Raw genomic sequence first — 16,629 nt, 5'->3', positions numbered from 1 at the left:
ACACGAAGGAAGACGACACCATGAGTCTCAAATTCGGCGCGTTCATGGCCCCTTTCCACGGCCTCGGCGAGGAGCCCACCACGGTCTTCTGGCGCAACCTCGACCTGATCGAGTGGCTGGACGTGCTCGGTCTCGACGAGGTCTGGGTGGGTGAGCACCACTCCGGAGGCTGGTCGCAGATCGCTTCTCCGGAGCTGTTCCTGGCTGCGGCCGCCGAGCGCACGCGGACCATCAAGCTGGGCACCGGTGTGGTCAGCCTTCCGTACCACCACCCGCTCACGGTCGCGGAGCGGATGGTGCAGCTCGACCACCAGAGCCGCGGCCGGGTGATCTTCGGCATGGGTGCGGGTGTCGCACCCGCCGACGCCCACATGCTCGGTATCTCGGTGGGTGACCAGCGCCGCATGATGGCCGAGGCCGTCGACGCCCTGGTCCCCCTGCTGACCGGAATGGAGCCGGTCACCCGCAAGACCGACTGGTTCGAACTGCGCGACGCGATGCTCCAGCTCCGCCCTTACACCAAGCCCTGCTTCGACATGTGCGTGGCGAGCGCCGGCTCCGAGCGGGGCATGCGCCTCGCGGGGCAGCACGGCCTCGGCTCCCTCACGTTCGCCGGCCGGCCCGGAATGCCCGACCTGCCCCTGGCCAACCTGTGGGAGGCGGCTGAGGACGAGGCCGCCAAGAATGGCAAGACGGTGGACCGCTCGAAGTGGCGCGTCGCCATCTGCATCCACCTCGCCGAGACCCGCGAGGAGGCCTTTGCCCAGGTGAGGCCTGGGATGAGCCGCTGGTACCGGGAGTACGTGCGGGACACCTTCGGGGCTCCTGCCACCCTTCAGGAAGGCCGGGAGATCGACGAGTGCGCCGAGCAGCAGACCGTGATCATCGGCACGGTCGAGGACGCCATCGAGGCCATCCAGCGGCTGCTGGACGAGAGCGGCGGCTTCGGCACCCTTCTGGTCAACACCCATGACTGGGCCACCCGGGAGCAGGTCAAGCACAGCTTCGAACTGCTGGCCCGCTACGTCGTACCGCACTTCAACGGTTCTCTCGAGGGTCTGCGCGCCTCGCAGCGGTGGGTCGCCGAACGTAAGGACGACTTCGCCGCTCAGGCCAAGGAGGCGGCCCAGGCGGCAGCCGCGGGACGGTCGTGACTGCGCAGGCGGTGACCTCGTACGCGGGCCCGTTGCTCGACGGGCCCGCGTTCCGGGAGGCCATGTCCCAGCTGGCGGCGCCGATCACCATCGTCACGGTGCGGGACGAGACGGGCCGCCCGTGGGGGTTCACCGCCAGCTCGGTGAGCTCGGCCTCCCTGGAGCCGCCCCTGCTGACGGTGGGTATCTCGCGGACGTCGAGCTGCCACGAGGCGCTGATCGCGGCACCCGAGTTCGTGGTGAACGTCCTCGGCAGCCGGCACCGCGAGGTGGCCACCCGGTTCGCCACTCACGGCGTGGACCGTTTTGCGGCTGGTGACTTCAGGCCTTGGCCGGGTTCGGAGCTGCCGTGCCTGCCGGATGCGCATGCCCGCTACCGGTGCGTCACGACCGACGTCATCCCGGTGGGTGACCACGACCTGCTGGTCGGGGCGGTGGTGGAGGCCGGGTCCGGGGATCCGGCCGACCTGGGCGATCCCCTCCTCTGGTACCAGCGCGGATTCCACACGTGCACCGCCGCGCAGCCATGAGGGTGTGAGGCGGGTGTGACTGCCCCAGGTCCCACGCGAAGTGGCCGGGGGCGTTCGCGCCCGTTCCAAGGGGCCGCAGGCGCGCGCCGGCACCTGCGGCCCCGGATGGGGCCGGTCAGGCCTTCTCGGTCTCCTCCACCAGGTGGCGCAGCACGTCCGTCAGGTCCTGGCGGCGCGCGAAGGCCGCCCGCTGCCGGGCCGCGCCCGAGCCGTCGCGCAGCAGCCCGCCCAGGGTCCGCGCCGCGTGGTCCAGGTCGCCGGCGGCGGCCAGGTCCGGGGCGACCAGGTCGAGCAGGGCCTCCGCCAGGTCGGCCGCCGGGAGCTCGGCACCCGTGTACGGGTCCAGGCCGAAGCCCTCCAGGCCGTCGTGCGCCGCCCGCCACCGCGCGAGCCGCAGCACGTCGTCCCGTAGCGGACGGTCGGGCCGCTGCTCCGCGATGTCGCGCAGCGCCGAGGAGACCAGGGCGCGGCCCAGCTCGGCCTGGAGCACGGCCGTGTCGATGTCCGGGGACATGTCGGGCGCCCGGATCTCGAGCGTGGGCCAGTTCCCGGAAGGGCGGAGGTCCCAGTAGACCATCTTGGTGTCCAGGGCCGCCCCGGAGCCGAGCAGGGTCTGCACCGAGCGCCGGAAGTGGGCCGTGGACGGGAAGTGCGGGGGCAGGCCCGCCGAGGGCCAGCCCGACCAGGCCATCGCCCGCCAGCTGGAGTGGCCGGTGTCGCGGCCGCCCCAGAAGGGGGAGTTGGCCGCCAGCGCGATCAGCGTGGGCAGCCAGGGGCGGACCCGGTTGGACACCGCCACCGCCGTGTCCACGTCGAGGGTGCCGATGTGGATGTGGCGGCCGCAGCTGACCAGGGTGTCGGTCAGCGCGCCGAACCGGCGGTGCTGCTCGCGCTGGCGCGGCTCGTCGTCGGTCAGGTGCAGCGGTCCTTCGACGGCCACGACGGGCGAGGGGGCGGCCAGCAGCCGGCAGCCGTGCTCGCGGGCCGCCGCCGCGAGGGTCCGCCGCAGGGCGGCGAGCTCCTCGCGCAGGGTGATCGCCGAGTCGGCGACCGGGGTGGAGATCTCCACCTGGTACCGGGTCCCCTCGGGGTGCAGCTGCTGGGGCAGCCCGCCGGCGGTGGCCAGGACGCGCGGCGCGGCCGGGACCACCCGCAACGTGCGGTCGTCGACGAGCAGGAACTCCTCCTCGACCCCGACCGTGAGGGGGGTGGTGACACCGCTCGCGGCGCGCAGGCCGTGGCCCGCGGGGCCGGTGTCACCGGTGCTCGTGGTGCTGTTGCCAGGATCGATCACTACGCCTCCCTGGACATACGAGTCTTTCATCATGGGCCGAACAGGCGGCCACGGGGCAACGCCGATCCGGTCAAATTTCGGGTGATAATGGCGAGTTAGCGGCAAGAGCGATCCCGCCCTGAAACCCCCGGTCCGGGTGGGTCGCACGTTGCGCGTGTGTGAGGTGCGGATGAACCCGTCCCCGGCTCCAGAGGCGCCCTAGACCGCGCTGGTTACCATCCCGTGTGACTGGTATTGCCTCCCCGCCCCGACCGAAGCGACGCATCTTCGCCGACCTGACCCCGCTGCGCACCTCCGCCCACTACAGACGGCTGTGGGTGGGCGGCACCATCTCCTGGATGGGCCAGGCCATGACCGCCCTGGCGATCTCGCTCCAGGTCTACGAGATCACCGGCTCCAGCTTCTCCGTCGGCCTCGTCGGTCTCTTCTCGCTCGTCCCGCTGGTCGTCTTCGGCCTGTACGGCGGCGCCATCGCCGACTCCGTGGACCGGCGCAAGCTCGGCCTGCGCAGCCAGACCGGGCTCACCGTCCTGTCCTCCGGCCTGGCCGCCGCGGCACTGCTCGGCTACCACCAGGTCTGGCTGCTCTACACGGTCGTCGCCCTCCAGTCGGTCTGCGGGGCGCTGAACGGGCCGGCCCGTTCGGCCATGATCCCCAAGCTGCTGCCGCCCGAGCAGCTGCCCGCCGCGAACGCGCTCAGCTCCGTCACCATGACCTCCGGGACCATGCTGGGCCCGGTGCTGGGCGGCCTGATCGTCGGCTGGTGGGGCTACCAGGCGGCCTACCTGATCGACGCCGTCACCTTCATCGCCGCCCTGTACGCCATGTGGCGGCTGCCCGCGATGCTGCCCGAGGGCCTGCCGGAGGGCCGCAAGGGGCGGGCCTCGGTGCTGGACGGGCTGCGCTTCCTCGGGACCCGGCCCAACATCCGGATGAACTTCTTCTCCGACATGGCCGCGATGATCTTCGCCCAGCCGAAGGCCCTGTTCCCGGCCATCGCCGTCCTCTGGTACGGGGGCGACGCCAAGACCGTCGGCCTGCTGGTCGCCGCCCCCGCCGTGGGCGCGCTGCTCGGCGGGGTGTTCTCCGGCTGGCAGGGGCGGATCCGGCGGCACGGTCTGGCGATCCTGCTGTCCGTCGCGGCGTGGGGGCTGGCCATCGCCGTGTTCGGGCTGACCCGGAACCTGTGGCTGGGGCTGTTCTTCCTGGCGCTGGCCGGATGCGCCGACACCATTTCGATGGTGTTCCGCTCCACGATGATGCAGGCCGCGACCCCGGACGGGATGCGGGGCCGGCTCCAGGGCGTGTACATCGTGGTCGTCGCGGGCGGACCCAGGCTCGGGGACTTCCTGGCCGGCACCGTCGCCGACCTGACCTCCCCGGCGGTCGCCGTCACGGGCGGCGGGCTGGCGTGCGTGGTGGTCCTGGGGCTGCTGGCCGCACGGTGGCGGTCCTTCGCCCGGTACGACTCGCGGTCGCCGCAGGCGTAGGGGGCGGGGCGGGGGCCGCGCCGTCAGCGGGCCGGCAGTGTCCGGGGGTCCCGCGGCCTGCCGGCACGCTCCACGAGCAGCGGGAGCAGCCTCTGCCGCCACGTGTCGAGGTGGACCATGCCGCCGGACATCCCGCCGTGGGCGTACCGCTCCCGGTACACGTGCGGCGCCGGGTCGCCGTAGAGGTCGACCTCCACGAGCTCTTCGAACGTCGCCCGCAGGAGGCCGGCGACCGCCTCCGCCGACGGCGGGACGTCCGTACCGGACAGGGCGTCGCGAAGCGCCTGCCAGACATGGGGATCGCCGCGCAGGCCCCATCGGCCCGGGGCGGGGTCGAAGAGGTCGGACATCCTGGCGGCAGCGGCCTGATCATGTGCCATGGCGTCAGTCTCCCAGGGCCCCACGGTCCGGCCTACGCGCCGCCCTTGGGGCCGACGATGCCCCGGGCCACGCCGAGGTCGACCAGGTCCTGGGGGCGGATGCGCAGCTGGTCCGCCGTGGCGGGGGCCTCCTCGGCGGGGCGCTTGAGGATGGCCGCCGCCAGCTCGGGGGCGATCACCGAGAAGTAGCTGTCCGGGGTCACCCAGGTGTTCCCCGGCGCCGCCAGGGCGAGCGCCCCGCCCGAGCCGCCCTCGCCGATCAGCAGGGTCGTCACCGGGACGGTGGCCGCCGCGACCGCCGCGAAGCAGTCCGCGATGGCCGGGCCGGCGCCGGCGTGCTCGGCTGCGGCGTCGTTGGCCGCGCCCGGGGTGTCGACCAGGGTGAGCACCGGGATGCCCAGCCGGTCCGCGAGCCGGATCACGCGGGCGGCCGTACGGTAGCCCGCCGGGCGGGTGGCGGTGCCGCACTGGGCGGCGTACGCCACGGCCCGGCCCTCCCGCAGCCCGAACCCGCACAGCATCCCGGCGTCGAAGGCCCCGGCCCGGTCCCCGCGCAACGGCAGCCGCAGCCCGAAGTACGCGTCCAGGTACGCCTGCGCGCGGGGCCGCTCAGGGTGCCGGGCCTGCCGGACGGCGTCCCAGCCGGTCAGCGGGGGCGTGACGCCGCCCAGCGCTGCCGGGGGCTCTACCGGCCCGGCGGCCCGGGGCGCGGCCAGCACCCGCAGCCAGTCCCCGACCGCCCCGGGCAGCTCCGCCGCGGGGACGACGGCGTCGACGTGCCCGGCGCCGTACTGCCCCTCGGCGGTGTAGGCCGCCGGATCGGCGTCGGCCGGCCGCACCCGGGACCCCGCGAAGCCGACCTGCGCCCCGGGCAGCGCCAGCACCACGTCGGCCCCCGCCCCGAGCGTGGCCCACCCGCCACCGGTGGTGGGATCGCGCAGCACCGCGATCTGCGGGAGCCCGGCGGCCCGGGTCAGCACGCACTGGCGGGCCACCCGCTGGAGCTGCGCCAGCGCGAGCATGCCCTCCTGCATCCGGGAGCCGCCGGTGGCGATCAGGGAGACCAGCGGCAGCCTGCGCTCGCGGGCGTGCGCGTACGCGGCCTCCAGCCGGTCACCGGTACGGCGGCCGAGGCTGCCGCCGAGGAACCCGAACTCGAAGGAGACGACGACCGCTTCGCACCCGCCGACCCGGGCGGTACCGGTCACCACGGACTCCCGCTCCCCGGTCCGCGCGGTGGCCCGGGCCCGCGAGGCGTCGTACCCCTCCCAGCCGAGCGGCCCGTCATCGTCGGGATACTCCGCCCGGGGCGCGGGCAGCTCCTCGAAGCTCCCGGGGTCGGTCAGGGCGGCAATGGCGGCACGGGCCGAGAGACGGGTCGTCACGGGGCCAGCGTAGGCGGTGGGGCGGGGGCCGGGGGGCGTGGCGGGGGCCCGCCATCGCCCCCGCGAGGGGTAGGGGCGGGTCGGCGACTGCCCACCCGCCTCGCGGCGGGATCCGAGCGGGGCGGAACGGGGCAGCGGACCGGTACGGGGGATGACCGGGTTCCAGCTGGGCGGTCTCAGGGAAGGGTTGGGGGTTTCCCGTCAGTCTCATCGTCCTTCCGCGTCGGGCCGCCCTGTCAAGGGCGCTCCTTCGTCGCGTCGCTTCGCGATCGCCTGCGGCGACCCTTGACAGGGCGTCCCGCCACGAAAAGCCGAAGACTGCCGGGAAACCCCCAAAGGAACGGGACGGACCGGAGAAGGACAATCGCCGGGATCAGCGACCAGCCGGGCAGACCGGGGGCCGCCGGACCGGGCAGCCGGGCCGACATCCCTCGCCATCGGGACCGCCCCCACGCGACAGATCGCTACGCGCTCCCCCGTCTCAGCGTCTACCAGCCGCCTGGGGCCGCTGCCCGCAGGAAAGGACGACGGAATCGGCATCCGGGGCCGAGGGGCGCGGCAGATCGCTACGCGCTCCTCGAATTCCGGCGTCCGCCACCCGACGTGGGCTGATACCCGCACGAAATGCCAATCAGAGCCCCATCCGGAGCCGTGGGCGCGTCAGATCGCTACGCGCTTCTCGGAATTCAGCGTCCGGCGGCCGTCTTGGGTCGCTGTGCTTCACAGACGCGCCCAATGGACCGTCCGGCTTCATCGGCTGAGGGCGTCAAGGGCCAGGTCCCACGGGTACGGTCGCTTTTCCCCCGGAGGGTTCGGCTGGAAGCCGTTCTCGCCGAACAGGACGTGCACACCGGCTGTCCGTAGCGTTTCCAGGGACAGGGGGAGCTGCGGGTGTTGGGCGTAGGCGGCGTTGACGCAGGGCATCAGCGTGAGGGGAATGTTCTTGCCGAGGGCTTCGGCGACGAAGCCGACGACGAAGCTGTCGGTGATGCCCAGGGCCCAGCGGTTGATCGTGTTCGTGGTGGCCGGGGCCACGAGGACGGCGTCTGCCGGTGGCCAGACGTCGGGCTGGCCCGGGCGCTTGTAGCGGTAGCGGACGGGGTGGCCCGTGAGTGCTTCGAGCCCGGCCAGGCTGTCCTCCAGCCATTCGGCGGCCGTCGGGCTGAGACCGAGGCAGACGTCCCAGCCACGCGCCTGGGCGTCCTCGATCACATGGGCCACGTCGAATACGGGCGGCGCAGCCGAGCAGAACAGGTAGAGCCCTCATCCGCGTCGGCACCGCCCGCCTCGAAGAGCAGGCCAGCAGCCCTCCCGGCTGAGTCCGCCTACCCCGGATGATCGTCCAGTTGTTCCGTGGTGCCGATATCAGCCCAAGACGGCATCCGGACGCCGAAACTTGAGGAGCGCGTAGCGATCTGTCGCGCCCGGGTGGTCCGCAGGCCGGTCTGTTCGTCATCTGGTGCGGGTATCAGCCCAAGATGGCCGCCGCACGCCGAAATTCGAGGAGCGCGTAGCGATCTGTCGCGCCTCCCGGCCCCGGATGGCATGGAGGTCGGCCCGGATGCTTGGCGAGGCGGCCCCCGGCCTCCCCGCCTGGTCGCTGATCCCGCGTATGTCCATCGATGGACCGTGCCGTCCTTTTGGGGGTTTCCCGGCAGTCCTTGTCTTTCCGGGGCGGGTCGTGCTGTCAAGGGTCGCCGTAGGCGATCGCGAAGCGACGCGACCGAAGGGAGCGCCCTTGACAGGGCGGCCCGAACCGGAAGGACAGTGGGACTGACGGGAAAGCCCCAACCCTTCCCTGAGACCGCCGAGCGGGAACCCCGTCCCTCCCCCGTACCGGTCCGCCGGCCCGTTCCGGCCCGCGCGGGGTCCGCCGTGAGGCGGGTGGGCAGGCGCCGCCCGGCCCCGGCCCGTCGAGGGGGAGATGGCGGGCCCCCGCCGCCGGCTACAGGCCCGACTCCCACGTCACCGTCGTCCCGCGGGCCCCCGCCTCCGTGTGGCCGTCGTCCGAGACCGTAAGGCGGACCCGGGAGGGGGTGGCGTCGACCTCGACGTCGATCGCCGTGACCCCGCTGCGGCGGTGGGCCGCCGCCAGGGCGCTGCGGAGGGTGGCGAGGAGGGCGTCCGTCACGCGGTCCGGGAGCAGGGCGTCCACCGCGCCCGCGAAGTGCACCGACGGCTGGAAGCCGAGCAGGACGGCGGCTCCGCCGGTTTCGCGCAGCACCCGGCCGCGGAAGGTCGTCGGGGCGTCCGTCGGGGGTTGCTGGAGGGCGAAGATGGCCGTGCGGACCTCCTGGATGGTGGAGTCCAGCTCGTCCACCGCCCGGCTCAGCTCGTCGCCGACGTCCGCCTCGTCGCCCGAAGGGGCGTTCGAGGAGCGCCGCCGGGTGCTCTCCAGCATCATCTCCGTCGCGAACAGCCGCTGTACGACCAGGTCGTGCAGGTCGCGCGCGATCCGGTCGCAGTCCTCGTACACGGCGAGCTGCTCGCGGTCGTGCTGTGCGTCGGCCAGGACCAGCGCCAGGGCCGCCTGGGAGGCGAACTGGGAGGCCAGGAGCCGGTCCACGGCGTCGTACGGGCGTCCGCCCCGCGCCCTGGGCAGGGCGAGGGTGCCGATCAGCTGGCCACCGCTCTGGAGCGGGAGCATCATGCTCGGTCCGAAGCGCTTGCGCACGTGCGTGGTCATCCGGGGGTCGGTCGCCGAGTCCTCTATGAAGACGGGTTCACCGCCCAGCAGTTGCACCAGCACCGGAGAACCCGGGGCGATGGTCGTGCCGACCAGGTCGCCGGGGTCGCCGTGCGTGGAGGCGGCCACGATCTCCATGCCGCCCTCCGGCGTCGGCTGGAGCACCACGCCGGCCGCCGCGTCCGCGAGCAGCCGGGCCCGTTCGGCCACGCACATCAGGGCGTCGGCCGCCGGCCGCCCCGCCAGCAGGGTGGTGGTCACGGCGGCCGCGCCCTCGATCCAGCGCTCCCGGCGGCGGGCGGTCTCGTACAGGCGGGCGTTGCCGATCGCTATCCCGGCCTGCGAGGCCAGCACCCGCATCAGCGCGAGGTCCTCGTCCGTGAAGGGGGCGCCGCCGCGCTTCTCGGTGAGGTAGAGGTTGCCGAAGACCTCGGTGTGGACCCGGATCGGCACGCCCAGGAAGCTGCGCATGGGCGGGTGCCCGGGCGGGAAGCCGGCCGAGCGGGGGTCCGTGGTGAGGTCGTCCAGCCGCAGCGGCCGGGGGTCGGCGATCAGGACGCCGAGCACGCCGCTGCGGCCGTCGGGCAGTCGGGGGATCGCGGCCCGTTCGGCCTCGCTCATCCCGGCGGTGAACAGCTGGGTCAGCCGGCCGCGCTCGGGGTCGACGACCCCGAGCGCGCCGTAGCGGGCTCCGCACAGGTCGGTGGCGGAGTCCACGACGTGCTGGAGGGTGGCCTGGAGCTCCAGCTCCGAGCCGACGCTGAGGACGGCGTCCAGCAGCACCGGCAGGCTGGACGGCGCCCCGCCGGCCACCAGCCCGCCCGCCCCGGCCTCGGCCCCGGCCCCGGCCTCGGCCCCGGCCCCGGCCCCGGCCCCGGCCCCGGCCTCGGCCCCGGCCCCGGCCTCGGCCCCGGCCCCGGCCTCGGCCCCGGCCCCGGCCTCGGCCCCGGCCTCGGCCCCGGGCCCCGGCTGCGCACCCGGCCCGGTGTCGGCCGGCCTGCGCGTCATTCGGCCAGCGGGTTGAGGACCATCGGGGCGATCTTCCCTTCGAGCATCGCGCCGAGACCCAGTACGGCGCACACGTCCGGCCGTTCCGCGATGGCCACGGGCATTCCGGTGGAGTCCCGCAGCATCTGGTCCAGCCCCGGCAGCAGGGCGCTGCCTCCCACCATCATGATCCCCCGGTCCGTCAGGTCCGCGACCAGGTCCGGCGGGCAGTCGCGCAGCACCTTGCCGATGCCGTCCAGGACGGCCGTCAGCGGGGTGTGGATGGCGTTCCGCACGGCGGCGGTGTCCACGTGGACGGAGCGGGCCAGTCCGGTGGCCACGTCGCGGCCGTGGATCAGCGTAGAGGCGGGGCCGTCCGGGGTGATGCCGTTGCCGCTCAGGGCCAGCTGGAGGGGGCGGACGGCCTGGCTCGGCAGCATCAGCTCGTGGGCGTGGCGCAGGTGCTGGACCACCGCGTGGTCGATGGCCTCGCCGCCGACGGGGATCCGTTCGGCGGTGACGATCGAGCCGAGGGAGAGCACCGCCACCTGGGTGGCCGCCGCCCCGCACACCATGATCATCGTCGCGGTCGGCTGCTCCACGGGAAGGCCGCAGCCGACGGCCGCCGCGATCAGGGTGTCGACCAGTTCGACGCGCCGCGCCCCCAGCCCGACCATCGTCTCCACGGCCGCGCGCTGGGCCAGCGGGTCGGCGTCGTGCGGGGTGCAGCAGGCGGCGCGCAGCCGGGGCTTGCGGCGCAGTGCGCGGCGCAGCTTCTCGCCGAGCAGGTGACGCAGCATCCGCTGGGCCATCTCGATGTCGACGACGGTGCCGCCGGAGACGGGGCGGACGACGCGGATGTAGTCGGGCGTGCGGCCCGTCATCCGTTCGGCGAAGGTGCCGACGGCGATGAGGGCGCCGGTGCGGGTGTTGACCGCGGCGACGCTGGGCTCGTCGACGACCAGTCCGGCACCCTTCACGTAGACGCGGGTCCTCGCGGCTCCCAGGTCGACGGCGACGTGGCAGCGGCGCAACTGCTCAAGACTGACGGTCACGGCAGGTCCTCCCGAGAGCGCTTGGTACAGAAGGGGACCGGCGGATGCCGGTCGCAATTCATATCTTCTCGGGTCAATGGGTCATATCGCCCGCTGGAATGCTCCGGCCGGGGCGTGTCGTGCGGGGCGGGCGTGCTGCACGGGGGTGGATTTCTGTACCGACAGGCACCACCATGCGCGCACCATCCGCGCTACCCGTGCGTAACAAGGTAAAGGGGACCCGATGCTGACGCCCCGCCAGAAATGCCTGGCGCTCCTGGCCCTCTGCCTGACCCTGTTCGCGCCCATCCCAGCCCACGCCGCGGTCGCCGGGCCGCCGGCAGGGCAGGCCGCCGGACCGGCCGCAGCACAGGCCGCCGGGCGGGCAGCCGGACCGACCGCCGCTCAGGCCGCCGCCCCGGCCGCCGGCCGCAATCCGGTGGTCTTCGTCCACGGATACAACGCCGACCCCGGCGTCTGGGGTTCCCTGCGCGAGGACCTGCGGGCCGACGGGTACGCGGACTCCGAGCTGTTCTCGTTCGGCTACGACACCCACCAGTCCGTCAACGAGGTGCTCTCCGGCCGACTCGCCGCCTACGTGGACGACGTCCGCCGGCAGACCGGCGCCGCCCGGGTGGACCTCGTGGGCCACTCCTTCGGCTCGCTCGTCAGCCGCTGGTACGTCAAGTACGGCGGCGGCGCCGCGACCGTGGACCACTGGGTCTCGCTGGCCGGCCCCAACCACGGCACCTCCACCGCCTGGGCCTGCGCCCTGTGGGACCAGGCCTGCCGCGACATGACCCCGGGTTCCTACGTGGTGAAGAACCTCGCCTCCGGCGACGAGACCCCGGGCGCGGTGAAGTACGCGACCTTCTGGTCGGACTGCGACGAGGTGGTCAACCCCGACAGCAGCGTCCCGCTCGCCGGGGCCCTGAACACCCAGGTCGGCTGCCTCAAGCACAACGACCTGCTCGGCGACGACGTCACCTCGGCAGGGGTCCGCGCCTTCCTCAGGTCCTGAAGCCGGGACCCGGGCGAGCCGGACCCCCCGCTTCCCCCGCTTCCCCCTCGGCCTGCACCCGCTGGAGCAGGCCGTACGTGAACTCCGCCACCAGGGCCCGCCCCGACGCGCTGAACGCCAGCCGCCAGCGCGTCGGCGCGGTGCCCTCCATCGGCCGGGCCGGCGCGAAGGCCCGGGCCACCTCGTCCACCGTCGCCGACCAGGGCCGCAGGTCCGCCTCCGTCTCCAGCACGGGCCCCCGCGCGCCCGGGGCCCGCACCAGCCACTCGTTCCACACCGCCCCGTCCGGCGCGGCCAGCACCTCGAAGCGCAGCTCCGGCCAGAGCGGCACCGGCCACAGCAGCGCCTCGCACTCCAGGTCCCCGATCCGGCGCCGCTCGGCCGACTCCGGCGGGCCGAGCACCGACCGGTAGCGGGCCAGCGCCCCGCGCGCTCTGGGCGAGCGGACCATCGCCTGCCAGCGCCGGTTGGCCTCCCGCTGCTCGGCGAGGGTGGCCCCCAGCCGCAGCCGGGCCGCCTCCGCGAGGCCGGGCTGGAAGTCCGCCATCCTGCGCAGCAGCACCAGCTGGAAGGCGCCCGGCCCGAAGGCTCCCGGACGGCCCGGATGCGGGGTCGCGGTCATGGAGGCCACGATTCCACACATAATCCTCACGCTCCCGGAATACTTATGTTGCCGGGGACGGCATAGCCTGCGGGCGCCATGAACTACTTCTGCCCCGACTGTCAGAGGCACCTCAACGGAGCGCTCGCGTGCGCCGGCTGCGGGACCCCGGCCGAGTATCTGGTGGCCGCCGCCCCCGCCGCCCCCGCCGGGGCGCATCCGGGCCCGGAGCCGCAGCCGGCGCTGGCCGAGGTGTTCGCGGACTCCCTCGTCGTGCTGACCGCCCCCCACGAGGGCCGCGCCGGTACGCGCAAACGCGCGGCCTCCCGCCGCAGGCGGGGGCGGACCACCATGGCCGTCGGTCTGGGGCTGTTGCTCGCGACCGGTGGCTCGATCGCCGTGGCCCGGATCGCGGGCGACGACGGGGGCGTGAACCGGGCCGACCGGGTGGAGCTCACCGACAGCGGCCCCGCGCAGCCCGACGCCCTGCCCAGTGAGGCTCCGGCCGCGCCGTCCGCCCTGCCGAAGGGCGCGGGCGGGGCGGCGAAGACGGCCCGGCCCAGCGGGAGCCCGAGCGGGTCGGCGCAGGCGAGCCCGAGCGGGAGCGCCTCCGCCCCGACGGGGACCCCCTCGCAGAAAGGTTCCGGCGGAGAGGAATCCGTAAAGACGACGCCACCCGGTACGCCGTCGCCCCGTGCTTCCGGCACGGCGCAGCCGCCCACGGCCAAGCCCAAGCCCACCCCCAAGCCGAAGCCCCAGCCGACCGACACGTGCGTGTTGTGGATCTTCTGCTGAGCGGTCCGCTCCGGCCTGCCCCGCGCCTCAGCCCAGCATCCGCCTGAGCAGGTCCCGCAGCGCCGTGCGCTCCTGCGCGGAGAGCCCGGCCAGCGGTTCGCGCGCGAAGTCCAGCGACTCGCGCAGCCGCTCCGCCGTCTCGGCCCCCTCCTCGGTGGGAGCGGCCAGCTTCACCCGGCGGTCGGCCGGGTCCGGGCGGCGTTCGACCAGGCCGCGGGTTTCGAGCCGGTCGATGATGCCGGTGACGTTGGAGGGCTCGCAGCGCAGCTTCTGCGCGATGCGGCGCATGGGCAGCGGCTCCAGCGACAGCAGCGTCAGGACCTTCGCCTGGGCGCCGGTGAGCTGGTGGCGGGCGGCCGCCTCCTCGTACTCCATGTGGTAGCGGGCCACGACGTCGCCGATGAGCTCGACGACCTCGACGGTCACTGGGTCTGCGCGACGACTGGACATGGCACCAGCGTACCCATTTGCTTGACAACATGAAATATCCAGGAGCATGGTTGTTTCAGGACGTGAAGCATTCCGCTTCCCGCCCGCCTCCCCTCCCACTTCCTGGAGTCCCTCATGTCTCAGATCCCCGCCGTCAGCCGCGAGTGGCACCTCGTCCGCCGTCCGCAGGGCTGGCCCGTGGCCGAGGACTTCGCCCTCCGTGAGGTGCCCGTCTCCGCCGAGCCCCGCGCCGGCCGGATCCTGGTCCGCAACCTCCACATGTCCGTGGACCCCTACATGCGCGGCCGGATGAACGAGACCAAGTCCTACATCCCGCCCTTCCAGCTGGACGAGCCGATGCAGGGCGGCGCGGTCGGCGAGGTCGTCGCCTCCAACGCCGAGGGCTTCGCCGTCGGCGACCACGTCCTGCACATGCTGGGCTGGCGCGAGTACGCCGAACTCGACGCGAAGCACGCCACCAAGGTCGACGCCTCCCTCGCCCCGCTCTCCGCCTACCTCGGCGTCCTCGGCATGCCGGGCCTGACCGCCTACGCGGGCCTCTTCGAGGTCGCCTCCTTCAAGGAGGGCGACTCCGTCTTCGTCTCCGGCGCGGCGGGCGCGGTCGGCAGCCTCGTCGGCCAGTTCGCGAAGATCAAGGGCGCCTCCCGGGTGATCGGCTCCGCCGGCTCGGACGAGAAGGTGACGCTCCTCACCGAGAAGTACGGCTTCGACGCCGCCTTCAACTACAAGAACGGCCCCGTCGCGAAGCAGCTGAAGGAAGCCGCTCCCGAGGGCATCGACGTCTACTTCGACAACGTCGGCGGCGACCACCTGGAAGCCGCCATCGCCGAGATGAACCCGCACGGCCGCGCCACCCTGTGCGGCGCGATCGCCGGCTACAACGACACCGAGCCCACCCCCGGTCCGCGCAACCTCACCCTGGTCATCGGCAAGCGCCTGCGCCTCCAGGGCGTCCTGGTCGGCGACCACGCCGCCCTCCAGCCGCAGTTCGTCAAGGACGTGGCCGGCTGGCTGGCCTCCGGCGAGCTCCGCTACGACGAGACGGTCGTCGAGGGCGTGGAGAACGCGACCGACGCCTTCCTCGGAATGCTGCGCGGGGCTAACACCGGAAAGATGATCGTTACGTTCACCCGTTAGGCTCCCTCCATACCGTCGCGATCGTGGGCGCGAGTCGCGGCGACTATCTGGAGGATCCACTTTCATGTCCATCACGCAGTCCGACGTCGCGTACACGGCCGTCGCCACCGCCGAGAACGGCCGTGACGGCCGCGTCGCCACCAACGACGGCCGCCTCGACGTCGTCGTGAACCCGCCGAAGGAGCTCGGCGGCAGCGGCGCCGGCACCAACCCGGAGCAGCTGTTCGCCGCCGGCTACAGCGCCTGCTTCCAGGGCGCCCTCAGCGTCGCGGCCCGCAACGAGAACGTCGACGTCAGCGGCTCCACCGTGACCGCCGAGGTCGGCATCGGCAAGAACGACGAGGGCTTCGGCATCATCGTCAAGCTCACCGCCTCGATCCCGAACGTGGACGCCGCCGTGGCGAAGGACCTGGTCGAGAAGGCCGACCAGATCTGCCCCTACTCCAAGGCGACCCGCGGCAACATCACGGTCGAGCTGAACGTCGCCTGACGTCCCGCGCCGCAGCTCCACGAAGGCCGCACCCCCTCGGGGGGTGCGGCCTTCGCCGTAAACTGGCCGCATGCGTGATCTTGCGGGGGGTTTCCGGTACCTGTGGGCCGGACAGAGATGGGTGTTCGGCAACGGCCGCTGGCTGGGCTTCGGCCTGCTGCCCGGCCTGGTCACCCTGGTGCTCTACGGCGCCGCGCTGACCGGCCTCTTCTACGGGGCCGACGACTTCACCGTCTGGGCGACGCCCTTCGCCTCGGACTGGTCCTCGCCCTGGCTCGGGCTCTTCCGCGGGTTCCTGACCGCCGTGGTCGTCTCCCTCGGCCTCTTCCTCTCGGTGATCACCTTCACCGCCGTGACCCTGCTGGTCGGCCAGCCCTTCTACGAGTCCCTCTCGGAGCAGGTCGACCGCACCGAGGGGGGTGAGGTCCCGGAGTCGGGGCGTTCGTTCTGGGAGGACCTGTGGATCTCCGCCCGGGACAGCCTGCGGCTGCTGGTGCGGGTGCTGCTGTACGGGATCCTGCTCTTCGCCCTCGGGTTCATCCCGGTGGTCGGGCAGACGGTGGTCCCGGCGATCGGCTTCTGCGTCTCCGGCTTCTTCCTCACCCAGGAGCTCACCTCCGTCGCCCTCCAGCGGCGCCGGGTGGACCTGGACGAGCAGCTCACCCTGCTGCGGGGGCGGCGTGCGGCGGCGCTCGGCTTCGGGGTGCCGCTGGTGCTGCTGTTCCTGGTCCCGCTGGTCGCGGTCTTCCTGATGCCGGGCGCGGTGGCGGGGGCGACCCTGCTGGCGCGGGACCTGGTCGGGGACGACGAGGCCTCCGAGGGCGGGGAGGGTGACGCCGCCCCGGCGGAGGCGGGCCCGTACGCGGCTCCCGGCCAGGCGGGCCCCTACGGCGCGACCGGGCCCTACGGCGGCCCCGCCCCGGCGGGCCCCTACGGCGGCCCCGGGCAGGGCTACGGCGGCCAGGGCTACGCACCGGCTCCCGGGCAGGGCTACGGCGGCCAGGGCTACGCACCGGCTCCCGGGCAGGGCTACGGCGGCCAGGGCTACGCACCGGCTCCCGGGCAGGGCTACGGCGGCCAGGGCTACGCACCGGCTCCCGGGCTGGGCTACGGACAGCAGGCTCCGGGTCAGGCGCCCCCGTACGGGCAGCCGTACGGCTACCCCCCTGTCTCCGGGCAGGACCCGCGTTCCTCC

Annotated in this window: 15 protein-coding genes and 1 pseudogene; 8 read left to right on the top strand and 8 right to left on the bottom strand. The window is 73.5% G+C overall.

Features of this window, described 5'->3' with window-relative positions; genetic code table 11:
* Positions 1 to 20: 20 nt before the first annotated feature.
* Positions 21 to 1,154: an LLM class flavin-dependent oxidoreductase gene (locus B4U46_RS11675; RefSeq protein ID WP_079426679.1), complete on the top strand. Its 1,134-nt coding sequence runs from the start codon at positions 21 to 23 to the stop codon at positions 1,152 to 1,154.
* The gene (locus B4U46_RS11670) at positions 1,151 to 1,684 is read left to right on the top strand and encodes a flavin reductase family protein (RefSeq protein ID WP_269467132.1); all 534 of its coding nucleotides are present in this window, start codon (positions 1,151 to 1,153) and stop codon (positions 1,682 to 1,684) included. The genes B4U46_RS11675 and B4U46_RS11670 overlap by 4 nt, the downstream gene beginning before the upstream one ends.
* Before the next feature lie 115 nt (positions 1,685 to 1,799).
* Here the strand turns inward: B4U46_RS11670 and B4U46_RS11665 are convergent, their stop codons facing one another.
* Positions 1,800 to 2,978, bottom strand: coding sequence for a carboxylate-amine ligase (locus tag B4U46_RS11665; RefSeq protein WP_159036789.1), 1,179 nt, complete (start codon positions 2,976 to 2,978; stop codon positions 1,800 to 1,802).
* Positions 2,979 to 3,202: 224 nt separating this feature from the next.
* Between B4U46_RS11665 and B4U46_RS11660 the strand changes: the two genes are divergently transcribed.
* Positions 3,203 to 4,468, top strand: a complete 1,266-nt coding sequence (locus B4U46_RS11660) for an MFS transporter (RefSeq protein ID WP_079426674.1) — start codon at positions 3,203 to 3,205, stop codon at positions 4,466 to 4,468.
* Between the two features lie 23 nt (positions 4,469 to 4,491).
* On the opposite strand, the gene B4U46_RS11655 is transcribed toward B4U46_RS11660, so the two are convergent.
* The 5 genes from B4U46_RS11655 to B4U46_RS11635 form a co-directional block, all read right to left on the bottom strand.
* Positions 4,492 to 4,848, bottom strand: coding sequence for a hypothetical protein (locus tag B4U46_RS11655; RefSeq protein ID WP_123995648.1), 357 nt, complete (start codon positions 4,846 to 4,848; stop codon positions 4,492 to 4,494).
* 32 nt (positions 4,849 to 4,880) lie between these two features.
* The gene (locus tag B4U46_RS11650; protein WP_079426666.1) at positions 4,881 to 6,233 is read right to left on the bottom strand and encodes a carboxyl transferase domain-containing protein; all 1,353 of its coding nucleotides are present in this window, start codon (positions 6,231 to 6,233) and stop codon (positions 4,881 to 4,883) included.
* Between the two features lie 750 nt (positions 6,234 to 6,983).
* Positions 6,984 to 7,487 (bottom strand): flavoprotein, encoded by a 504-nt coding sequence (locus B4U46_RS11645; RefSeq protein WP_079426664.1) that lies wholly within the window; start codon positions 7,485 to 7,487, stop codon positions 6,984 to 6,986.
* 691 nt (positions 7,488 to 8,178) lie between these two features.
* Positions 8,179 to 9,927, bottom strand: a complete 1,749-nt coding sequence (locus B4U46_RS11640) for a GAF domain-containing protein (protein WP_237292817.1) — start codon at positions 9,925 to 9,927, stop codon at positions 8,179 to 8,181.
* Positions 9,924 to 10,961: a rod shape-determining protein gene (locus B4U46_RS11635; RefSeq protein ID WP_079426662.1), complete on the bottom strand. Its 1,038-nt coding sequence runs from the start codon at positions 10,959 to 10,961 to the stop codon at positions 9,924 to 9,926. Before B4U46_RS11635 ends, B4U46_RS11640 begins: the two co-directional genes overlap by 4 nt.
* A gap of 223 nt (positions 10,962 to 11,184) precedes the next feature.
* Here B4U46_RS11635 and B4U46_RS11630 point away from each other — a divergent pair, with 223 nt between their 5' ends.
* Positions 11,185 to 11,961, top strand: a complete 777-nt coding sequence (locus B4U46_RS11630) for an esterase/lipase family protein (protein WP_079426660.1) — start codon at positions 11,185 to 11,187, stop codon at positions 11,959 to 11,961.
* Here B4U46_RS11630 and B4U46_RS11625 read toward each other — a convergent pair.
* Positions 11,951 to 12,583 carry a hypothetical protein gene (locus B4U46_RS11625; protein ID WP_079426658.1) on the bottom strand — a complete coding sequence of 211 codons (633 nt, stop codon included), beginning with the start codon at positions 12,581 to 12,583 and terminating at the stop codon, positions 11,951 to 11,953. The genes B4U46_RS11630 and B4U46_RS11625 overlap by 11 nt on opposite strands.
* 78 nt (positions 12,584 to 12,661) lie before the next feature.
* Here B4U46_RS11625 and B4U46_RS11620 point away from each other — a divergent pair, with 78 nt between their 5' ends.
* The gene (locus tag B4U46_RS11620) at positions 12,662 to 13,357 is read left to right on the top strand and encodes an SCO2400 family protein (protein ID WP_079426656.1); all 696 of its coding nucleotides are present in this window, start codon (positions 12,662 to 12,664) and stop codon (positions 13,355 to 13,357) included.
* Positions 13,358 to 13,384: 27 nt separating this feature from the next.
* Here the strand turns inward: B4U46_RS11620 and B4U46_RS11615 are convergent, their stop codons facing one another.
* Positions 13,385 to 13,807, bottom strand: coding sequence for a MarR family winged helix-turn-helix transcriptional regulator (locus B4U46_RS11615; RefSeq protein WP_079426654.1), 423 nt, complete (start codon positions 13,805 to 13,807; stop codon positions 13,385 to 13,387).
* Positions 13,808 to 13,921: 114 nt separating this feature from the next.
* Here B4U46_RS11615 and B4U46_RS11610 point away from each other — a divergent pair, with 114 nt between their 5' ends.
* The 3 genes and pseudogenes from B4U46_RS11610 to B4U46_RS38980 form a co-directional block, all read left to right on the top strand.
* The gene (locus B4U46_RS11610; RefSeq protein WP_079426652.1) at positions 13,922 to 14,944 is read left to right on the top strand and encodes an NADP-dependent oxidoreductase; all 1,023 of its coding nucleotides are present in this window, start codon (positions 13,922 to 13,924) and stop codon (positions 14,942 to 14,944) included.
* A 64-nt stretch (positions 14,945 to 15,008) separates the two neighbouring features.
* A complete protein-coding gene (locus B4U46_RS11605; RefSeq protein WP_079426650.1) occupies positions 15,009 to 15,434 on the top strand; it encodes an organic hydroperoxide resistance protein in 426 nt (141 codons plus the stop codon).
* Between the two features lie 70 nt (positions 15,435 to 15,504).
* Positions 15,505 to 16,296, top strand: a pseudogene (locus B4U46_RS38980) (EI24 domain-containing protein); the annotation flags it as partial.
* Positions 16,297 to 16,629: the final 333 nt, after the last annotated feature.

Origin of the sequence: Streptomyces katrae, assembly GCF_002028425.1 — a bacterium.
GTDB classification, from domain to species: domain Bacteria; phylum Actinomycetota; class Actinomycetes; order Streptomycetales; family Streptomycetaceae; genus Streptomyces; species Streptomyces katrae_A.
Note: the sequence above shows the minus strand (reverse complement) of the source record. Positions and strands in the feature narration are given on the sequence as shown.

Excerpts from the sequence above, each read along its gene's own strand:
- B4U46_RS11675 (WP_079426679.1), top strand. The coding sequence starts at position 21 with ATGAGTCTCAAATTCGGCGCGTTCATGGCCCCTTTCCACGGCCTCGGC.
- B4U46_RS11655 (WP_123995648.1), bottom strand. The coding sequence starts at position 4,848 with ATGGCACATGATCAGGCCGCTGCCGCCAGGATGTCCGACCTCTTCGAC.
- B4U46_RS11640 (WP_237292817.1), bottom strand. The coding sequence starts at position 9,927 with ATGACGCGCAGGCCGGCCGACACCGGGCCGGGTGCGCAGCCGGGGCCC.
- B4U46_RS11630 (WP_079426660.1), top strand. The coding sequence starts at position 11,185 with ATGCTGACGCCCCGCCAGAAATGCCTGGCGCTCCTGGCCCTCTGCCTG.
- B4U46_RS11625 (WP_079426658.1), bottom strand. The coding sequence starts at position 12,583 with ATGACCGCGACCCCGCATCCGGGCCGTCCGGGAGCCTTCGGGCCGGGC.
- B4U46_RS11620 (WP_079426656.1), top strand. The coding sequence starts at position 12,662 with ATGAACTACTTCTGCCCCGACTGTCAGAGGCACCTCAACGGAGCGCTC.
- B4U46_RS11615 (WP_079426654.1), bottom strand. The coding sequence starts at position 13,807 with ATGTCCAGTCGTCGCGCAGACCCAGTGACCGTCGAGGTCGTCGAGCTC.
- B4U46_RS11610 (WP_079426652.1), top strand. The coding sequence starts at position 13,922 with ATGTCTCAGATCCCCGCCGTCAGCCGCGAGTGGCACCTCGTCCGCCGT.
- B4U46_RS11605 (WP_079426650.1), top strand. The coding sequence starts at position 15,009 with ATGTCCATCACGCAGTCCGACGTCGCGTACACGGCCGTCGCCACCGCC.